Annotated in this window: 17 protein-coding genes; 7 read left to right on the forward strand and 10 right to left on the reverse strand. The window is 72.1% G+C overall.

The window, feature by feature from the left end; translation table 11 throughout:
• Positions 1-15 precede the first annotated feature (15 nt).
• Complete coding sequence (locus tag ACF1G2_RS27605) at positions 16-501, forward strand: GNAT family N-acetyltransferase (protein WP_391800881.1); 486 nt, start codon at positions 16-18, stop codon at positions 499-501.
• Here ACF1G2_RS27605 and ACF1G2_RS27610 read toward each other — a convergent pair.
• The 3 genes from ACF1G2_RS27610 to ACF1G2_RS27620 all read right to left on the reverse strand — a co-directional run bounded on the left by ACF1G2_RS27610 (position 473) and on the right by ACF1G2_RS27620 (position 2,225).
• Entirely contained in the window at positions 473-940 is a 468-nt protein-coding gene (locus tag ACF1G2_RS27610; protein ID WP_352187133.1) for a carboxymuconolactone decarboxylase family protein, read from the reverse strand. The two genes, ACF1G2_RS27605 and ACF1G2_RS27610, sit on opposite strands and share 29 nt — an antisense overlap.
• A gap of 96 nt (positions 941-1,036) precedes the next feature.
• The gene (locus ACF1G2_RS27615) at positions 1,037-1,792 is read right to left on the reverse strand and encodes a GNAT family N-acetyltransferase (protein WP_391800882.1); all 756 of its coding nucleotides are present in this window, start codon (positions 1,790-1,792) and stop codon (positions 1,037-1,039) included.
• Between the two features lie 13 nt (positions 1,793-1,805).
• Positions 1,806-2,225, reverse strand: a complete 420-nt coding sequence (locus tag ACF1G2_RS27620) for a nuclear transport factor 2 family protein (RefSeq protein ID WP_391800883.1) — start codon at positions 2,223-2,225, stop codon at positions 1,806-1,808.
• A gap of 79 nt (positions 2,226-2,304) precedes the next feature.
• Between ACF1G2_RS27620 and ACF1G2_RS27625 the strand changes: the two genes are divergently transcribed.
• On the forward strand, positions 2,305-2,838 hold the full coding sequence (locus ACF1G2_RS27625; protein WP_391800884.1) for a GNAT family N-acetyltransferase: 534 nt from the start codon (positions 2,305-2,307) through the stop codon (positions 2,836-2,838).
• Here ACF1G2_RS27625 and ACF1G2_RS27630 read toward each other — a convergent pair whose 3' ends face one another.
• Positions 2,839-4,326 (reverse strand): CehA/McbA family metallohydrolase, encoded by a 1,488-nt coding sequence (locus ACF1G2_RS27630; RefSeq protein ID WP_391800885.1) that lies wholly within the window; start codon positions 4,324-4,326, stop codon positions 2,839-2,841.
• Positions 4,327-4,427: 101 nt separating this feature from the next.
• Between ACF1G2_RS27630 and ACF1G2_RS27635 the strand changes: the two genes are divergently transcribed.
• From ACF1G2_RS27635 to ACF1G2_RS27645, 3 genes are all read left to right on the forward strand, one after another.
• Complete coding sequence (locus tag ACF1G2_RS27635; RefSeq protein WP_391800886.1) at positions 4,428-5,261, forward strand: LLM class F420-dependent oxidoreductase; 834 nt, start codon at positions 4,428-4,430, stop codon at positions 5,259-5,261.
• Between the two features lie 253 nt (positions 5,262-5,514).
• The gene (locus ACF1G2_RS27640; RefSeq protein WP_391800887.1) at positions 5,515-8,106 is read left to right on the forward strand and encodes a bifunctional FO biosynthesis protein CofGH; all 2,592 of its coding nucleotides are present in this window, start codon (positions 5,515-5,517) and stop codon (positions 8,104-8,106) included.
• A gap of 55 nt (positions 8,107-8,161) precedes the next feature.
• Entirely contained in the window at positions 8,162-11,794 is a 3,633-nt protein-coding gene (locus ACF1G2_RS27645; RefSeq protein ID WP_391800888.1) for a tetratricopeptide repeat protein, read from the forward strand.
• Here the strand turns inward: ACF1G2_RS27645 and ACF1G2_RS27650 are convergent.
• Positions 11,783-11,953: a hypothetical protein gene (locus tag ACF1G2_RS27650; protein ID WP_391800889.1), complete on the reverse strand. Its 171-nt coding sequence runs from the start codon at positions 11,951-11,953 to the stop codon at positions 11,783-11,785. The two genes, ACF1G2_RS27645 and ACF1G2_RS27650, sit on opposite strands and share 12 nt — an antisense overlap.
• A gap of 147 nt (positions 11,954-12,100) precedes the next feature.
• On the opposite strand from ACF1G2_RS27650, the gene ACF1G2_RS27655 reads away from it, so the two are divergent.
• On the forward strand, positions 12,101-13,219 hold the full coding sequence (locus ACF1G2_RS27655; RefSeq protein ID WP_391800890.1) for an ADP-ribosylglycohydrolase family protein: 1,119 nt from the start codon (positions 12,101-12,103) through the stop codon (positions 13,217-13,219).
• A gap of 125 nt (positions 13,220-13,344) precedes the next feature.
• Here the strand turns inward: ACF1G2_RS27655 and ACF1G2_RS27660 are convergent, their stop codons facing one another.
• Together ACF1G2_RS27660 and ACF1G2_RS27665 are read right to left on the reverse strand one after the other, a co-directional pair.
• Positions 13,345-14,892, reverse strand: a complete 1,548-nt coding sequence (locus ACF1G2_RS27660) for a sodium:solute symporter family protein (RefSeq protein WP_391800891.1) — start codon at positions 14,890-14,892, stop codon at positions 13,345-13,347.
• A gap of 209 nt (positions 14,893-15,101) precedes the next feature.
• Positions 15,102-15,884 carry an SDR family oxidoreductase gene (locus ACF1G2_RS27665; RefSeq protein WP_391800892.1) on the reverse strand — a complete coding sequence of 261 codons (783 nt, stop codon included), beginning with the start codon at positions 15,882-15,884 and terminating at the stop codon, positions 15,102-15,104.
• 82 nt (positions 15,885-15,966) lie between these two features.
• Between ACF1G2_RS27665 and ACF1G2_RS27670 the strand changes: the two genes are divergently transcribed.
• Positions 15,967-16,788, forward strand: a complete 822-nt coding sequence (locus tag ACF1G2_RS27670) for a hypothetical protein (RefSeq protein ID WP_391800893.1) — start codon at positions 15,967-15,969, stop codon at positions 16,786-16,788.
• An 88-nt stretch (positions 16,789-16,876) separates the two neighbouring features.
• Here the strand turns inward: ACF1G2_RS27670 and ACF1G2_RS27675 are convergent, their stop codons facing one another.
• From ACF1G2_RS27675 to ACF1G2_RS27685, 3 genes are all read right to left on the reverse strand, one after another.
• Positions 16,877-17,077: a DUF397 domain-containing protein gene (locus tag ACF1G2_RS27675; RefSeq protein ID WP_391800894.1), complete on the reverse strand. Its 201-nt coding sequence runs from the start codon at positions 17,075-17,077 to the stop codon at positions 16,877-16,879.
• Positions 17,078-17,322: 245 nt separating this feature from the next.
• Positions 17,323-18,183, reverse strand: a complete 861-nt coding sequence (locus ACF1G2_RS27680) for a helix-turn-helix domain-containing protein (RefSeq protein ID WP_391800895.1) — start codon at positions 18,181-18,183, stop codon at positions 17,323-17,325.
• A gap of 179 nt (positions 18,184-18,362) precedes the next feature.
• Positions 18,363-19,067 carry a GPP34 family phosphoprotein gene (locus ACF1G2_RS27685; RefSeq protein ID WP_352187145.1) on the reverse strand — a complete coding sequence of 235 codons (705 nt, stop codon included), beginning with the start codon at positions 19,065-19,067 and terminating at the stop codon, positions 18,363-18,365.
• Positions 19,068-19,193 lie beyond the last annotated feature (126 nt).

Below are 19,193 nucleotides of genomic sequence, written 5' to 3' on the forward strand. Positions count from 1 at the left end.
CCCTAGGATGCGTGCGTGTATACGGAAACTACATGGTCGCTGCGCCCCGGGCGGGCCGAGGACGTGGAGCCGATCGCCGAACTGCGGGCGGTCGTGATGCGCGACGACCTGGTGCGGCTCGGCCGCTACGACGAGCACCGGGTGCGCCAGCGCCTGCGCGACGGCTTCTCCCCGGAACACACCTCGGTCGTCGAGGCCGGCGGGGCCTTCGTGGGCTGTGTGACGCTCCGCCCGTACGGCGACGGCCCCGGGCTCTACCTCGAACACTTCTACCTGGCCCCCGAGGCCCAGGGGGCGGGCCTCGGGACGGCGGTCCTGCGGGAGCTGCTTGCCCGGGCGGACGAGCGGTCCCTCCCCGTGCGGCTCGTCGTGGTGCGGGGCAGCAGGGCCCAGCGCCTCTACGAACGCGAGGGGTTCACGGTGGAGTCGACCGTGGACCCGATCGACGTCCTGATGGTGCGCGAGGCGCCGCTCAGAGAGCCACGCCCGCCGGCTGCCTGATCGTCACGTTGATCCGGTTGAACAGATTGGTGAGGGCGACCATCATCACGATCGCCGAGAGCTGCTTCTCGTCGAAGTGGTCGGCGGCCGCGTCCCACACCGCGTCCGGCACGGCGTCCGAGGTGTCGGCCAGCCGCGTCGCGTGCTCGGCGAGCGCCAGCGCGGCCCGCTCCTCGTCCGTGAAGTACGGCGCCTCGCGCCAGGCGGCGACGGCGAAGAGCTTCTCGTCGCTCATCCCCGCCTTCCGGGCGGACTTGACGCCGTAGTCGACGCAGAAACCGCAGCCGTTGATCTGGCTGGCACGCAGGTGCACGAGCTCCAGCGTCGACTCCGGGACGCCGCCCTGACGGGTGGCCTTCACCAGACTCTGGATGGCGGCTCCGGCGTCGGGCAGGACGTAGGCGGGGTTGGTCATCCGGGGGGTGATCTCGTGCAGCATGGTCGCTCCTCCAGCGGTTGAGTGGTGCCGTTCGGCTTGCCTTCACAGCACTGACGGAGCGCGCGACACGGATGTGACACGTCCGGGGAAGTTTTTTCAGGAGGCGGGCTCCGCGATGAGCGCCGTGCCGACCGTGCGGAAGCCGAGCCGCCCGTAGAGCCTGGCCACCGACTCGTCCGACGCCGACAGGAAGACGGTCTCCACGCCCGCGGCCCGGGCGTCGGCGACCAGCGCGGCGGTCACCGCGAGCCCCAGGCCGCGGCGGCGTGAGTCGGGCAGGGTGCCGACGCCGACGACCTCCGCGACCGGGCCGACCGGCTGGTACTGCCCGGCGGACAGGGCGGTGCCCGTCGCGTCCACCGCGGCGGCGAGCCGGGTGAGCCCCGCCTCGATCCTGGCGGCCAGCGTGGCGGCGGCCCCGGGGGCCGGGGCCACCCCGAAGGCAGCGAACGGCGCGGCGGCGGCCGACTCCAGGACGGCGTCGCCGGCGCCCACGATCCGTACGGTGACGTCCTCGGGCGCCGCGACCGCGGCGGGCTCCCCGTCCAGGACCATCAGCGGGTGCTCGTGCACCACGAGCCCGCTCTTCTCCACGGCCGCGCGCAGCCCCGGGGTCGTCTCCGCGACCCACTCGAAGGCCTCGGGAACACCCAGCTCGCGCTGGAGCGCGCGCACGCGCTCCACGTCGTCGGCCGTCACCTCCCCGGTGTGCCCGAGCGTCGGCCGGGCGTAGTACGGCCACCCCTCCCCCTCCCGTACGAAGAGGGTGAGCGGCCCGAGCTCCTCGGTACGGGCGGCGGATCGGGGGACGGTGTCGTAATAGGTCTCGAGTCGGCTGAGCATGCCGCTCATCCAAGCAGCCGGGCTACGGAAGCACAGGCGGATTTCCCTGCGTCCAGACGATGCTCAGATCGGCGCGGGAGAGCCGCCAGCCGTCCGGGGTGCGGACGAACTCGTTCTCCGTGCGTCCGCCGGACAGGAAAAGCCCGCCGTCGTCGGCCCGTACGTGCGTGGAGAGCTGGTTGCCGAGGAGGGTGGCACGGTCGCCGTCGACCTCGACGAGGTGGTTGGAGCCGAAGTGCACGGTCCGGTCGAAGAGCCCCATCGCCGTCCGCACGGTGGCGGCGATCGCCTCGCGCCCCCGGGTGTCGCCTGCGGGGGTCGAGCTGGTCGCGTCCTCGGTGAAGAACGCGGCGGCCCAGGTGTCGTCGAAGGGTCCGCCGTCGTCGAGGGAGCGGAGGTAGCGGTCGAAGAGGCGGGTGATGTCAGCGGTGTCCGTGTCCATGCGAGGAGACTCGTACATCAACCAAGGTCGAGGTCAAGGGGCTCGTGTGACCGCGGGCGGGGTGCGAGACCATGAGGGCATGACCGAGATCCTCACGCCCCGCCTCCTCCTGCGCCGCTGGACCGACGACGACCTCGTCCCCATGGCCGAGATCAACGCCGACCCCGAGGTGATGCGCTGGATCGGCGACGGATCGACCCGCGATCTGGAGCAGACCGCCGAGGACATCGAGCGGTGGGAGGAGGAGTGGGACGAGGAGGGCTTCGGGCTCTTCGCCGTCGAGCTCCTCGGCTCCGGTGAGCTGATCGGCTTCGCCGGGCTCTCCGTGCCCGGGTTCCTGCCCGAACTCCGGCACGAGGTGGAGGTCGGCTGGCGGCTCGGGCGGCCCTACTGGGGGCAGGGGTACGCCTCCGAGGCCGCCCACGCGGCCCTGGAGTTCGCACTCCAGGACCGCGGCCTCGACCGCGTCGTCAGCATCACCCACATCTCCAACCAGGCCTCCGAGAACGTCATCCGCAAGCTCGGCATGACCCCGGAGCGCGAGACGGACCACCCGGACTTCGGCGTTCCGCTGCGGGTGTACGCGATCGACCTCAGCGAGTACCAGGGCTGATCAGCGGAGCTGCAGGAACACCGGGTTCGTGAAGGCCGCCAGCGCGCCGGGCAGCGGCGGCAGCGCCACCGGGTGCCGCACCTCGGCCCGGACATAGGAGGCGTACGCGGCCGTCGTCACCCACTCCACCGGCTGCCCGGCCGCCGGCGCCGTGTGCAGCACGCCCTGGTCGGTGACGAGCCGGACCGTACCGCCCGCCGGGGCGCCGCCCACCGCCAGCCGGACGGTGACGGGCTCGTCCGCGGGCACCCGCAGCCGCCCGCCGATGCCCGCCGAACGACCCCTGCCGTCCGTCACCGAGAGGTCGACGGAGACGGCCGAGGACTCGGCGACGTACGAACGGCCCGCGCGCAGGCCCTCCAGGATCGCCTCCCGGCTCAGCTCGTCGGCCAGGACCACGGTCTGCGGGGTGCCGACGCGGTCCGGGTCGCGGTGGGCGTCGGAGTTGCCCATCGCCGGGGTCCAGCGGCCCTTCGCGAGCGCCGCGTCCCAGCCGGCCAGCGACACCTCGTCGTCCGGGGTGTAGGGGCCGTTCCACACCTCGACCGCGTCCGCGTCGCCGAAGCCGAACTTCCAGTTGCAGCCGATGCAGGTGGCGTGCGGGTGCGCCGGGACGACCAGACCGCCCGCCCTGCGGATCTCGCGCGCGAAATGCCCGAAACGATTCTCCCGCGCCCGGTAGCGCCAGTCCACGAAGGTGCCCGGGTCCGTCCCCACGGCCAGGACGTGGCCGTTGCGGGTGGTGACCTCCTCGCCGAGCAGGACCAGCAGGTCGTCCCCGGCGGCCTCGGCCCACGCCCCGTGCCCGGCATGGGTGTTGTGCTCGGTGGCCGTGAGGAAGTCGAGCCCGGCGGCGCGCGCGAGCACGGCGACCTCGTCGGGCGTGCGGCGCCCGTCCGAGTGCACGGTGTGCAGATGGCTGTCGCCGCGGTACCAGGCCCGGCCCCGGCCCTCGGCCCGCTCGGGCGGGTACACGGGCCGGGGCGTGGGCAGTGAGGCGCCGAAGCGCAGGGTGATCGTCACAGAGTAGGTGAGCCCCTGAGGCGCCACCGTGTACGGGGCGAGCACGACGAACCAGGTCCCGGCCCTGAGCGGGCCGGCTACGTAGCCGGGCGTCGCCGCGTCGGCGCGGAGGAAGAACTCCGTGCGCGCCCCGCCCGACCACCCCCGGAAGCCCTTGCCGCCGAGTTCGGTGCCGCGCTGGTCGAAGATGCCGATGTCCAGGGCGTTGCCCTGGGTCCCGGCGGGAACGGCGGGCCGCTCGTACGCGTACGAGACGTGGATCTCGCGCACCCCGTGGGGGATCTCGACGGGGAGGTACACGTAGTCGGGGGAGCCGGGCGGCAGCGTGCCGCCGACCGTCTCCGTCCGGTCGCCGCCGGAGGAGCCGTCAGGGGCGTCGGCCGCGTGCGCGAAGCTCACGCTTCCCAAGGTAAGGGCGGAGGCCACGCTCGTCGTCAGGAGCGTTCGTCGGGTCGGTTCGCTCATGTCGGGCACCCTCGTAGTAGGGCGTGAACTCCCGGACAACGCAAGAGGCCCGTCGCGCCGCGGCTCTCGGAAATCCCCGCCGCAGCCCCTACCGTGCCGCTATGCGGATCTCGACCACGATCTTCCTGACCGACGAGACCATCACCCCCGTCCGCCTCGCGCGCGAGCTCGAACAGCGGGGCTTCGCCGGGCTCTACCTGCCCGAACACACCCACATCCCGATCGAGCGCACCACGCCCTACCCCGCGGCCGGCACCGAACTGCCCCGGGAGTACGGCCGCACCCTCGACCCCTTCGTCGCCCTCGGCCAGGCCTCCGCCGTCACCGAACGGCTCGAACTCGGCACCGGAATCACCCTGATCACCGAGCACGACCCGATCGCCCTGGCCAAGCAGATCGCCACCCTGGACCACCTCTCGGGCGGACGCTTCACGCTCGGCGTCGGCTTCGGCTGGAACAAGGAGGAGGCCGCCGACCACGGCGTGGAGTGGTCGACCCGGCGTGAACTCAGCCGGGAGCGGATGGCGCTCATGCGGGCGCTGTGGGCCGACGAACCGACGGCTTACGAAGGCGAGTTCGGTGTGTCGGTACGGGCGTCCCACGCCTACCCCAAGCCTGCCGGCGGCGCCCCGCGCATCCTCGTCGGCGGCGGGGCGGGCCCGAAGCTCTTCGCGCAGATCGCCGAGTACGCGGACGGCTGGATGCCCATCGGCGGCCGCGGCCTGACCCAGTCGATGCCGGTGCTCCGAGAGGCCTGGGAGCAGGCGGGCCGCGACCCCAAGAACCTCCAGGTCGTCCCGTACGCGGTCCTCCCCAATCCGGGCAAGCTCGCGCACTACGAGGAGCTGGGCTGCGAGGAGGTGGTGCTCCAGCTGCCGCCGGGGGACGAGACGGAGGTCCTCGGGGTGCTGGACGAGTTCGCCCGGTATCTGTGATCCGTCGATCCGTCGATCCGTCGATCCGTCGATCCGGTGATCCGGCCGGGGCCGGATCGGTGACGGCGGATCGGTGACGGCGGACAGGTGACGGCGGACAGGTGACAGCGGACCGGTGACGACGGGCGGGTGACGACGGGTGGGTCCGGCGGCCGCCGGCCGGTCGGCCCGCGGCGGCGGCCGGACCCCGCCGCCGCACACCGGCCCGGCCCGCGGGCCTGTGCCCGTCGGCGGGCACTCGTATGCTCGGTGCATGACGGATCAGCAGCCCGGACCGGCAGGACGGCCCACCGAGAACGCCATGCGCCGTGCCCTCAAGAGGGCCAGGGACGGAGTGGCGCTCGACGTCGGCGAGGCCGCCGTGCTTCTCCAGGCACGGGGGACGGATCTGGACGATCTGGTCGCCTCGGCCGGGCGCGTGCGGGACGCGGGCCTGGACGCCGCCGGGCGCCCCGGGGTCATCACGTACTCGAAGAGCGTCTTCATACCGCTCACCCGCCTCTGCCGCGACAAGTGCCACTACTGCACGTTCGTGACCGTGCCGGGGAAGCTCCGCCGCGCGGGCCACGGGATGTTCATGTCTCCCGACGAGGTCCTCGACATCGCCCGCCGCGGCGCCGAACTGGGCTGCAAGGAAGCCCTGATCACGCTCGGCGACAAGCCCGAGGACCGCTGGCCGGAGGCGCGCGAGTGGCTCGACGCGCACGGCTACGACGACACCCTGGCGTACGTACGGGCCATGGCGATCCGCATCCTGGAGGAGACCGGCCTCCTCCCGCACCTCAACCCGGGCGTGATGTCCTGGACGGACTTCCAGCGGCTCAAGCCCGTCGCGCCGTCCATGGGCATGATGCTGGAGACGACGGCGACCCGGCTCTGGTCCGAGCCCGGCGGCCCGCACTTCGGCTCCCCCGACAAGGAGCCGGCCGTCCGGCTGCGGGTCCTGGAGGACGCCGGCCGCTCGTCCGTGCCGTTCACCAGCGGTCTGCTCATCGGGATCGGCGAGACGTACGAGGAGCGGGCCGAGTCCCTCTTCGCGCTGCGCAGGGTCTCCCGCGCGTACCACTCCGTCCAGGAGCTGATCATCCAGAACTTCCGCGCCAAGCCGGACACGGCGATGCGCGGCATGCCGGACGCCGAACTGGACGACCTGATCGCCACGATCGCCGTAGCCCGGCACATCATGGGCCCCTCGGCCTGCCTCCAGGCCCCGCCGAACCTCGTCGACGAGGAGTACGGACGGCTGATCGCCGCCGGCATCGACGACTGGGGCGGGGTCTCCCCGCTCACCATCGACCACGTGAACCCGGAGCGGCCCTGGCCGCAGATCGACACCCTCGCGGAGAAGTCCCGCGCCGCCGGGTTCGAGCTGCGCGAACGCCTCTGCGTCTACCCGGAGTTCGTCGGCCGCGGCGAGCCCTGGCTCGACCCGCGCCTGCTGCCGCACGTGCGGGCGCTCGCCGACCCGGAGACCGGTCTCGCGAACCCGGACGCGACGGTCCGCGGACTGCCCTGGCAGGAACCGGACGAGGCGTTCACCTCGGCGGGCCGCACCGATCTGCACCGCACGATCGACACCACCGGCCGCACCCACGACCGCCGTGAGGACTTCGACGAGGTCTACGGCGACTGGGAGGCGCTGCGGGAGGCGGCCGCGCCCGGCATGGTCGCCCAGCGCATCGACACCGACGTGCGGGCCGCGCTCGCCACCGCGGCCGACGATCCGACGAAGCTCACCGACGACGAGGCGCTCGCCCTCCTGCACGCCGACGGTCCCGCGCTCGACGCGCTGACCCGGATCGCCGACGACGTGCGCAGGTCGGTGGCGGGCGACGAGGTCACGTACATCGTCACGCGGAACATCAACTTCACCAACGTCTGCTACACCGGCTGCCGTTTCTGCGCCTTCGCCCAGCGCCGCACCGACGCCGACGCCTACACCCTCTCCCTCGACCAGGTCGCCGACCGCGCCCAGCAGGCCTGGGAGGTCGGCGCGGTGGAGGTCTGCATGCAGGGCGGCATCCACCCGGACCTGCCCGGCACGGCCTACTTCGACATCGCGCGGGCGGTGAAGGAGCGCGTGCCCGGGATGCACGTCCACGCCTTCTCGCCGATGGAGGTCGTCAACGGCGCGACCCGGACCGGTCTGTCGATCCGGGAGTGGCTGACGGCGGCGAAGGAGGCCGGACTCGACTCGATCCCCGGCACCGCCGCCGAGATCCTCGACGACGAGGTCCGCTGGGTCCTCACCAAGGGCAAGCTGCCGACGGCCACCTGGATCGAGGTGATCAAGACCGCCCACGAGCTGGGCATCCGCTCCTCGTCGACGATGATGTACGGGCATGTGGACCAGCCCCGGCACTGGCTCGGCCACTTCCGCACGCTGGCCGGGATCCAGCAGGAGACCGGCGGCTTCACGGAGTTCGTGACACTGCCCTTCATCCACACCAACGCCCCCGTCTACCTCGCGGGCATCGCCCGCCCCGGCCCGACGGTCCGCGACAACCGCGCGGTCACGGCGATGGCGCGGCTGCTGCTCCACCCGTACATCCCGAACATCCAGACCAGCTGGGTGAAGCTCGGTGCGGACGGTGCCGCCGAGATGCTCCGCTCGGGCGCCAACGACCTGGGCGGCACGCTGATGGAGGAGACCATCTCCCGTATGGCGGGATCCAGTTACGGCTCGTACCGCTCGATCCGGGACCTCGTCGCCATCGCCGAGGCGGCGGGCAGGCCGTCGCGCCCGCGCACGACGCTGTACGGCGAGGTGGCCGAGGAGCGGATGGCGGCGGCGCGGGCGTCCGACGGGCACCTCCCGGAGCTGCTGCCGGTGCTGGGGGACTGACGGGCGCTGCACGGAACGCCTCGCGCGGCGCGGGGCGTGCTGGAACACTCGACGCATGACCAACGGCGCGCGACCGTCCATGCAGGCGCTGCTCCAGCGGCGCAAGAAGGCCGGGTTCGTCGGTCGGCGCGGTGAACTCGCTCTGTTCCGGGAGAACTTCGACGTTCCCGTGGAGGACGACCGGCATCGTTTCGTCTTCCATGTGCGAGGCGACGCGGGCGTCGGCAAGACCACGCTCGTCGGAGAGCTGACGGACGTCGCGGCGGGACGCGGCGCCGTGACCGCGTACGCCGACGAAGGGCTCAACAGCATCCCCGAGGTGATGGGGGAGATCGCCGCCTCCTTCGCCCGGCAGGGGCACCCGTTGAAGGCGCTGGACCGGCAGCTCGCCGCCTACCTGCAGCGGCGCCACGAGGCCGAGGCGGCGTCGATCGCCGCGGCCGAGACCGGGGAGGCGCCCGGCGGCGCCCCTTCGGCGGGCAGCACGGCCCTGGCCCAGGCGGGGCTCATCGGCGCCGGAATGATCCCGGTCGTGGGCGCCTTCGCGGGCGCCGTCGACCCGAACCGCCTCGCCCAGGGCACCGACCGGCTGCGGGCGCTCCTCAGCGCCCGGTTCCGCAACCAGGACGATGTGCAGCTCGTCCTCGCTCCGGTGCGCGCCCTCACCCCGGTGCTGGTGTCGGACCTGGAGCGGGTGGCGGCCGAGGTCCCCTGGCTCGCGCTCTTCTTCGACACCTACGAGCGCACCGCGCCCTATCTCGACAGCTGGCTGCGCGACCTGATCACCACCGAACGGTACGGCGCCCTGCCCGCCACCACCGTCTTCGTCGTCGCCGGCCGCGACCGGCTCGACCCCTCCTCCTGGACGGACCACGCCGACTTCGTGCAGGACATGCCGCTCGACCCGTTCACCGAGGCGGAGGCGCGACAACTCCTCTCGGCGAAAGGGGTGGTGGACGAGAGCGTCGTCCAGGACGTCCTGCGCCTCTCCGGCGGCCTCCCGGTTCTGGTCTCCACCCTCGCCGCCCGCCCCGGCGAGGTCGGCCTCGCCGGCGCCACCGCCGTGGACCGGTTCCTGAGCGGGGTGCCCGACCGGACCCGTAAGGACGCGGCCAATGCCGGAGCACTGCCCCGCCGGCTGAACGAGGACGTCTTCACCGTCGCCTCCCAGGAGGACCCCGCGCTCCTCGACTGGCTGCGGACCCTGCCCTTCGTCGCCCACCGGGACGGACACCTCCAGTACCACGACGTCGTCCGCGGCCCGATGCTGCTGCTGCGCCGCACCGAGTCGCCGCGCGGCTGGCGGGAGGACCAGGAACGGCTCGCCGCCGCGTTCGCGGGCTGGGCGGAGGAGGCCGCCGAGGACCTGCGGGAGGACGAGCGCTGGGAGCACGAAGCCTGGCGGGACGCCCGCCTGGAGGAGTCGTACCACCGGCTGTGCGCGGGCCCGGCGGCGGCGCTGCCCGCAGTGCTCCGCGACGGCGTGGACGCCTGCGACGAGGGCGCGGCGACGGCCCGCCGCTGGGCGCGGGTACTGGCCGACGCGGGCGAGGACGCGGACGCGCAGGTGCTGCGCGGCTGGGGCAGGGACGCGCTGGCGGCCCTGGAGAGCGAGAACGAGCCGGTGGCCTCACTGCTCGGACTCCTGCTGTCCCGCGCGGGGTTCGGGCCGGAGGGCCAGGTGGCCGCGTTGGTCGTCCGCGCCAAGTTCCGCCGATGGGCCGAGGACCACACCGGCGCCACCGCCGACTACGAGCGCGCGCTCGCCCTCGACCCGGAGTGCGCCCGGGCCCACTACGGCCTCGGGATGGTGCGCCTGCTCCGGCTCGATCTGGCCGGGGCACTGGAACGGCTGAACCGGGCCGACGCCCACGCGCCGGACAGGCCGTGGATCCTCGGGGAGCGCGCGGAACTCCACCGGCGTCTGGAGCGGTACGAGGAGGCGGTGGCGGACTGCGACCGGACGCTGGCGCTCGGACCCGAGAGCGCCGCCGTGCTCGCGACGCGCGGTCAGGCCAGGTACAGGCTGGGGCGCACGAGAGAGGCACTGGCCGATCTGGACCGCGCCGTCGAAATCGAACCGGACTACTGGTGGGCACTGTTGCGGCGTGCCGACGTACGCCTGGAATCGGGGGACGAGACCGGGGCGTTCGCCGACCTGGACCGGGCGGAGGAGAGCCGCCCGCAGATGGCGTGGGTACCGGCCCAGCGTGCCTTCCTGCACTGGAAGCGCGGCCGGCCCGAGCAGGCGCTCACCGACTTCGACCGGGCCCTCGCCCTCGACCCCTCCTACACCTGGGCGCTGGGCAGCCGGGCCCTCGCGCTGCTGGACCTGGGGCGCCTCGAGGAGGCGCTCGCGGACCTGGACCGGGCCGTCGACCTGCGCCCCGACTACGCCTGGGCCATGGTGCAGAGGTCACGGATCCTCGAACGGCTGGGGGACTCCGCCACCCGGCTCGCCGCGCTGGACCGAGCCGTCGAGGCCTCCGACGACCCGGCCATGGTGCTCAGGGAACGCGGCGACGCACACCTGCGGGCGGGGCGCCACGAGCAGGCGGTGGCGGACGCCGACCGGGCACTCGAACTGGAGCCGGACCACTGGTACGCCTTCGGCGTCCGGGGCCAGGCGTACCGGAGGATGCGGCAACCCCTGCGCGCACTGGCCGATCTGGAGCGGGCGGTGGAACTCGAGCCCGGCGTGGAGGCGATGATGCTGCTGCGGCAGTTCGCCTACCGGGAGGCGCGTGCCACGGACGAGGGGCGCACCCACTGCGACGCGGTGGCGGCGCTCACCCCGGACTCCGTGGCGTCCTGGATCCGCCGGGCGTCGGCGCGTACGGCGGCCGGGCGCCTGCCCGAGGCGCTGGCCGACGTCGACCGGGCTCTGGAGCTCGACCCGGACCACCGCTGGGCGCGGGAGCGCAGGGCACGGCTGCGGTGCCTCCTCGGAGACGTCCGGGGCGGCCTGGCCGACATGGACCACCTGGTCGCCGCGGGCCGCGGCTCCGAGACCGAGGCCCTCCAGGAGAGGGCGTTCCTGCTCCAGCTGGTGGGCCGCTCCGCGCAGGCGCTCGCCGATCTGGAGCGGTGCACGGCCGCCGGCCCGGACCGGTCGGCCGGTCGCCGGGCCGTGGCACTGTTCCACCTCGGGCGCCACCAGGAGGCGCTGGACGTCCTGTCGGCCCTGCCGCCGGGAGACCGGCAGGACCACCTGGAGACGGTCACGTGGTCGCTGCTGCGTCTCGGGCGGCTCCAACAGGCGCGGGAGGCCGCGTCGGCCATGCGGGAGTCCGGACACAGGGAGGGCCTGCTGCTGCTCGCGATCGCGGAGAGCAGGATCCGGGGGTGCGAGGCCGCGGGCGAGCTGTGGCGGGCTTTCGAACGGCAGCACACCTTCACCGTCCCGGACGAGCCCACCGTCGAGGAACTCCGCCTGCTGGTGGTCGCGCAGGCGGCCCTGGCCCGATGGGAGCCCGCCCTGCGCACATGGGAGCGGATCACCGGGCTGCCGCACCTCTGGTCGGACGTCGCCGACCTGCGGAACCATCTCGTCGAGCTGGCCGACTGCCCAGGCGCCGACGCCGGACGGCTCGACGTCCTGCTCGGAACGGTCAGGGCGAGGACGGTGGCCCTGACCGTGGCAGCGGAGGGGGTCAGCCGACCAGCAGGTCCCGCTTCAGCTCCTTGAGCTCGCGCCCGTCGATGCCGAGCACGCCTCGTTGGCGGTGGCCCGGTAGGTGTTGCTGGCCAGGTAGTCGGCCATCACCGTCTCCTCGGGGAGACCGAGGGCGGGGCGACGGCGGCGGTGGCGGAGGTCTTGAATCGTGTCACGCGGCGGATCGTTCAAGCCATGTCGGAACTGCCGGTGAACGGCGGTCGAAGATGGACAGAAAGGCGTCCGATCGCAAAACGTTCCGTCCCGCGAACGCGCGAACCCGGTCGATTACAGTGCTGCGAGATCTGGTGCGCCGAGGGTTTCGGGGGAGGGCACGTCGTGACCACGACCGCTGCGGCCGTGTGGGGCCGAGCCGAACAGCAGGACTTCCGGGCCCGGGTCCGCGGCTGCCTCCTCGGCGGTGCGGTGGGCGACGCCTTCGGCGCGGGGGTCGCGGCGCTCTCGCTGGACGGGATCAGGGCCGCCTACGGCCCGGAGGGCCTCATGGAACCGGTCGTCGCGTACGGCAGACGCGGCGCGGTCACCGCCGCCACCCAGATGACGCTCTTCACCGTCGACGGGCTGATACGCGCCCAGGTGCGCCGCGACACCGGCGCCTGGCACCCGCCCACCGACGTCCACCGCGCCCATCTCCGCTGGGCGGCCACCCAGCGCGACTGGGGTCCGGACGAGCGCCGTACGGACAACGGCTGGCTCGCCCGCGAGGAGTGGCTCTACGTTCGCCGCGATCCGGCCCGCGCCTGCCTCACCGGCCTCGGCGACGAGATCCTCGGCACGCTCGACAAGCCCAAGAACCCGGATGCCGCGGACTCCGGGGCGCTCGTCCGCTCGGCCCCCTTCGGCCTCCTCGTCGGCTGGGAGCCGCAGCTCGTCTGCCAGCTCGCCGTCGAGTGCGCGGCGCAGACCCACGGCGATCCGGCCGCCCACCTCGCGGCCGGCGCGCTCGCCGTCGTCGTCCACGGTCTCGCGCGGGGCGAGAGCGTCGACGGCTCCGTCCAGCGGGCGCTGGCGCAGCTCAGCCTCCGCCCGGGCCACGAGCCCGTCACCGCCGCGCTCCAGCAGGCTCTCGGCGCCGTACGCCAGGGGATGCCGAACGCCCTGCGGGTCACGGACCTCGGCGCGGACGAGGACCGGGCCGAGGGCCAGCTCGCCGCCGCCGTCTACTGCGCCCTGGTCGGCGAGGACATCCGCCACGGCCTGCGCCTCGCGGTCAACCACGACGGCCCGTCCGCCGTGACGGGAGCCGTCACGGGCGCGCTGCTCGGCGCCCTTCACGGCGAGACGGCCCTCCCGCCGGCCTGGCTGGCCGAACTGGAGGGCCGTGCGACGATCCTCGAACTCGCGGACGACTTCGCGATGGAGATGACCCAGGGCGCCGCCCTGCACAGCCCCGCGGAGTCGCACCCCGGCTGGCTGGCCCGCTACCCCAGGGGCTGACGCACGCCGGGGCGAACCCGCGGCGACCACGCCCGCGGGCCGATCCCAGGGACTACGCCCGCGGCTGGGCCGGGCGCGCCCGCGGGCGGACTCCAGGTACCACGCCCGCGGGCCGATCCCAAGGACTACACCCGCGGCTGGGCGGCGGGCTCGCCCGACGCCTGCGGCGGGACGGCGGCGCCGCCGTCCTCGTCGGGGTCCTCGTTGATCCTGGCCAGGATCGCGTCCCGCTCCGGGGTGTCCTCGGGCTTGACGAAGCCGATCAGGACGTACAGGACCAGCGAGGTGGCGAGCGGCGAGACGATCTGGATCTGGAGCTCGACGCCGTCCAGGCCGTAGTTGGTCAGCCAGAAGACGAACAGCCCCGCGGCCCAGGAGACCAGCGCCGCCGTGGGGCCGGACTTCCGGAAGGTCCGCAGCAGACCCAGCATGAACGGGATCGCGATCGGCCCCATCAGACCGGCCACCCACTTGATGACGACGGTGATGATGTCCTTGAACGTGGGCGAGTTGACCTGGGTGGCGACCGCCATCGACAGCGCGAGGAACGCGATCGTCGACCAGCGCGCCGCGATCAGCCCGGCCTGCTGCGTCCAGCGCCGTGCCGCCTTGCTCATGACGGGGGCGATGTCCCGGGTGAAGACGGCCGCGATGGCGTTGGCGTCGGAGGAGCACATGGCCATCGTGTGGGAGAAGAAGCCGACGATGACGAGGCCGAGCAGCCCGTGCGGGAGCAGCTGCTCGGTCATCAGGGCGTAACTGTCGGAGGCGTCGGGCTTCTTCGGGTCGACGAGCAGCGGCGCGACCCACATGGGGAAGAAGAGGACCAGCGGCCAGACGAACCACAGCACGGCCGAGAGCCGGCCCGAGCGGGTGGCCTCGCGGGCGTTGGGCGTGGCCATGTAGCGCTGGGCCTGGTTCCACATGCCGCCGCTGTACTCGAAGGTCTTGATGAAGAGGTAGGCGAGCAGGAAGGTCAGCGTGTACGGGCCCGCCGTCGGCGCGGTGTGGCCCTGGAGTTCGGGCCGGTCCCAGACGTCCCACAGCGCGCTGACCCCGCCCAGCTCGGCGAGGACGGCGACGAGCATCGCGATTCCGGCGAAGAACTGGATGACGAACTGGCCCAGTTCGGTGAGCGCGTCCGCCCAGAGACCGCCGACCGTGCAGTAGACGCCGGTGATCACACCGGTGATGAGGATGCCCTGGTTGAGGGAGATCCCGGTGAAGACCGAGAGGAGGGTGGCGATCGCGGCCCACTTGGCGCCCACGTCGACGATCTTCAGCAGGACGCCGGACCAGGCGAGCGCCTGCTGGGTGGGGAGGTTGTACCGGTTCTTCAGGTACTCCAGCGGGGAGGCCACGTGGAGCCGCGAGCGCAGCCGGTTGAGGCGCGGTGCGAAGAGGTGGGCGCCGATCGCGATGCCGATCGCGATCGGGAAGGACCAGGTGACGTACGAGGTGACGCCGTACGTGTAGGCGATGCCCGCGTACCCGGTGAACATCACCGCGCTGTAGCCGGACATGTGGTGCGAGATGCCGGAGAGCCACCAGGGCATCTTGCCGCCGGCGGTGAAGAAGTCGGAGACGTCGTCCACGCGCTTGTGGGACCAGACTCCGATCGCGACCATGACGCCGAAATAGCCGATGAGCACGGCCCAGTCGAGACTGTTCATTGAGCCCCCTCCAGGGGTCCGGTCCGCCTTGTGAACGCCGTTCATGGTGTGGGGAGTTGTCAGGCGAGGACAACGCGATGGCAGGTCAAGAGAGAGTAAAATCGTTCTCCTTGTTGACCTGTGTTCATATTTCTGAATCCAGATGGGGTCAAAAAGGGCCGCACGGTACGCCGTCGCGTACCGTGCGGCCCGGCCTCCGCCCGCGGCCGCTAGCGCATCAGCTCACCCGCGTTGACCAGCAGCGACTGCCCGGTGATCGCCCGCGCCCGGTCGGAGGCGAGGAACGCCGCCGCCTCGGCCACGTCGCCGTCGGTCGCCAGCTCGGGCAGCGCCATCCGCTCCGTGAGCCGGGCGAGCACCTCCGCCTCCGGCACCTCCTCCGTGAGCGCCGCGAACTGGACGTACGCCTGGACCGGCGGGCCCCACATCCAGCCCGGCAGCACGGTGTTGACCCGGATCCGGTGCGGACCGAGCTCGCGCGCCATCGAGTACATCGCCGAGGTCAGCGCCCCCTTCGAGGCCGCGTACGCCGCCTGCCGCACCTGCGAGGGCGCCGCGATCGCCGACTGCGTACCGATGAGGACGACGGAGCCGCCCCGCTCCTTCAGCGCCGGCAGACAGGCCCGCGTCATCCGCAGGGTGCCCAGCAGATTGACGTCCAGGACGCCCTGCCAGGTCGCGAAGTCGGCGTCCTCGATCCCGCCGAAGTAGCTGTCCCAGGCGGCGACATGGACGACTGCGTCGATGGTGCCGAACCGGTCGAGGGCGAGCGCGGCGAGCGCCTCGCACTGCGCCTCGTCCGTGATGTCGGTGGGGCGGTGGGCGGTGCGGCGCCCCTCCGGATCGATCTCGGCCGCCGACTTGGCGAGGTTGGCCTCGGTGCGCGCGCCGAGCACCGCGTTGCCCCCGTCCCGTACGACCGTCTCGGCGATCCGGTGCCCGAGCCCGGCGCCGACGCCCGACACGACCACGGTCTTTCCCTGGAGCAGCATCCGGGTGCCTCCCGACTCTGGCGATCGATCTGACGACCCGTCAGAGTAGGAGCCTCCTAAGGACAAGGGAAGGGGTACGGGCATGAGTGACGAGACGTACGCGGAGCTGGCGGCGGTCGGGCCGTACGGGGTGCACCCCGGCCACGCCCTGATCACGATGGTCGAGCCGCACCCGGGCCACGAGTACGCCTACAACCGCTGGTACGAGGACGACCACTACTACGCGGGCGCCATGGCGATGCCCTGGATGTTCGCCGGCCGCCGCTGGGTCGCCACCCGCGACCTCCAGGAGCTGCGCGTCCCGGAGAAGTCCGCCGTCGCCCAGCCGGTCACGGCCGGCTGCTACCTCTCCACGTACTGGGTCACCGAGGGCCGCTACGACGCGCACATGAAGTGGACCGTCGGCATCAACAAGCGGCTCAACCGCGACGCCCGCGTCTACCGCGACCGTACGCACGTCTTCACGGCCTTCCAGGACCACGAGGCGACCGTCTACCGCGACGGCGCCGCCGGCCCCCGCGACTTCCACGCCCTCGACCACCCGTACCAGGGGCTGATCCTCCAGGTGATCGACGCGGAGGGCCCCGAGGCGCGGGCGGAGCTGCTCGAACGGCTCGTCGCACGCGAACTGCCGAAGCGTCTCACCGGCTCCCCGGCCGCGATGGTCACCGTCTTCCGCCCGACGCCGCTGCCGGGGGACCGGATGACCTACGTGAAGCAGGTCGAGGGCGTCGACACCCGGCTGACCCTGCTCTGGTTCCTGGAACGCGACCCGCGCGCCTGCTGGGCGGGCCACTTCGCCGACCTGACCACGCTCGGCGCAGACACGGGCCGGGTCGAACTGGTCGCCCCCTTCATCCCCACGGTCCCGGGCACGGACCGGTACGTGGACCGACTCCGCTGAGGGCATGGCCGAGCCCCCTCGGCCAGGACGGCGGACCGGTCGAGAGGGCTCTTTCCGTACGTACCTGTGGTGCTCCGAACACGCGGGCTCAGAACGCCCCGTTGCTCACTTCGCCGACGAAGGCGTTCCACGACGCCGAGCCGAAGGCGATGGCCGGACCCTCGGGGGCCTTGGAGTCCCGGACCGCGATCGCCGCGACGACGGGCGACTTGACTTCGACGCAAGCCCCGTTGCCGCCGGAATAGGAGGACTTCGTCCAGGTGTCCGTCGCGCCCTGAATAATCGCCATTGTTCTTCACTCCGGTTCTGCCAGTGGTGTGTCGCGCCAACCTTCAGGCTGGCGTGATCGACGCTACTCGCCGGTCCCGTCGCGTGGGGCCGACGTTCACCCGACCGGATGGCATATTCCAACTGGGCTTCCGTGGGAGCGATTCCGCGGTGTACCGTACCGACCTCTTCAGTCGGGGGCAGGGTCGAATGGCTGCTTTCACCCCCGAATCAGAGAATTCGGATGGATCAGTCGTTTCCGGCGATTCAGCCGGCCGCGTAGGACTTGGCGATGTCCGAAATGAACTCCCGGGTCTGCTCGACATTCAGCGCCTGCGCCCGCAGGTGTTCGTACATCACGCTGTACTTGGCGACGTCCTGCGCCTTCTCCAGATACAGGTCGCTCGTGACGCCCTCGATGTAGACGACGCTCGAATCGGAGGTGTCCGGGAATTCCAGGATCGCGTAGTGACCGCTGATGCCCGGGTGCGCGCCCATCTCGAACGGCAGCACCTGCACTGTGACGTGCGGCAGTTGCGACTGCTCGACGAGGTGCTCCAGCTGCTGGATCATCAGCTGCTTGTTGCCGACGACCCGGCGCAGCGCACCCTCGTCGATGACGGCCCACAGCCGCAGCGGACGCTCCTCGTCCTTGATCCGGTCCTGGCGCCGGGTGCGGACGGTGACCCGTTTGTCGATGTCCGTCGGGCTCGACTCCGGCAGCGCGCCGCTGATCACGGCCTCCGCGTAGCCGTGCGTCTGCAGCAGGCCGGGGATGATCTGCGGCTCGTACACCCGCAGGCTCTCCGCGTCCGTCTCCAGGCCGATGTAGACGCTGTACGGGATGTCGCCGAAGGCGTGCCACCAGCCCTGCTGGCGGGAGTCCTTGGCCATCTGCATCAGCGACTCGACCACGCGCTCGTCCTCGACCTCGTAGACCCCGCACAGGTCGCGGACATCGCGCTGGCTGATGGAACGACGGCCGTTCTCGAGGCGGCTGATCTTCGACTGGGAGACGAGGAGACGCTCGGCGACCTGCTCGGCCGTCATGTTCTTCGCTTCCCGGAGCCGGCGCAGCTCCTGGCCCAATCGGCGTCGCCTGACGGTGGGGTTGACGTTGGACGCCACGGAAACTGCACCTCCGGCTGTCGGCTACGTAGCTGTACGTATCTACTGCTTGGCAGACTGCCACCAAAGGTGCGCTGTGCGCTGGGAAATGACGACAACGTGTGCGGGGCGGACGCTGAGGTCCGCCCCGCACACGTCGTCCGTGCGGCTCCCTGACGGGTTCTGTGGTGCGTACGTGCTCAGTGCGCGGCGACGCGGGCCATGCTGCCGCGACGCGGCTGCTGCGGCACGCCACCGGGCGCACTGCGGCGCGGCTGGGCAGCCACGCCGTTCTGGACGTCCATCACGGCGTGCGCCACGAGTCCGCCCATGGGGTCGTGCCGGATCAGGTCGCGCAGCCGGGACCGCGACGACCGTCCTTCGTTCCCCGGGTACAGGTGCTTGCCGAGACCGACCGCGTGGGCCAGCGCGGCGAGCGCCGCGGTCCGCGGGTCCGGCGGTACGCCGGTGCGGATCGCACTGTCCAGCCGGGCCCTGATGTCCCGGCTGATAGCCGTGTCCGTCGCCTGGTAGCGAGTCGTCGGCAGTACTCCGCACATCTGGCCCTCCACGGCATGCACCATGCCGCAGCGCTCCAGATGAGCGAGGTAGATCTGGCGCAGCCCCAGTCGGGGCCCGCCAATCCAGTGGACGGCCCGTACCGGGCTGCCGCGACGACGCAGCAGTTCCAGTGCGGAGTCCAGAGTCGGATCTCCGGTCGGCCGTGGCATCACCACGGCGATACGATCCCCGTCAGGGGCTATCCGTCCTGCCAGAGCCAGCTCCACTAGCTGTGCTCCGGCCAGGCCGAGGTCGAGCGACTGCGGCTGCGCTGTGGTACCCGTGGCCGGGTCCAGAGCGAGCAGCAGAAGCTCCTCCGGAATTGTTCTGCGGCTCCTGCCCATCCATGCCTCCCCGCGTGGATGAGTCACAGGGTGACCCCTCTCACATTCATCTGTCGAGAGCGCCTGGGTGCTTCGTACGGGAACCAGTAGGTATGTCGTTCTCGTCTAGCACGGGGGCCAAGGGGT

The organism is Streptomyces sp. NPDC013457 (genome assembly GCF_043089925.1).
In the GTDB taxonomy this organism is placed as follows: Bacteria; Actinomycetota; Actinomycetes; order Streptomycetales; family Streptomycetaceae; genus Streptomyces.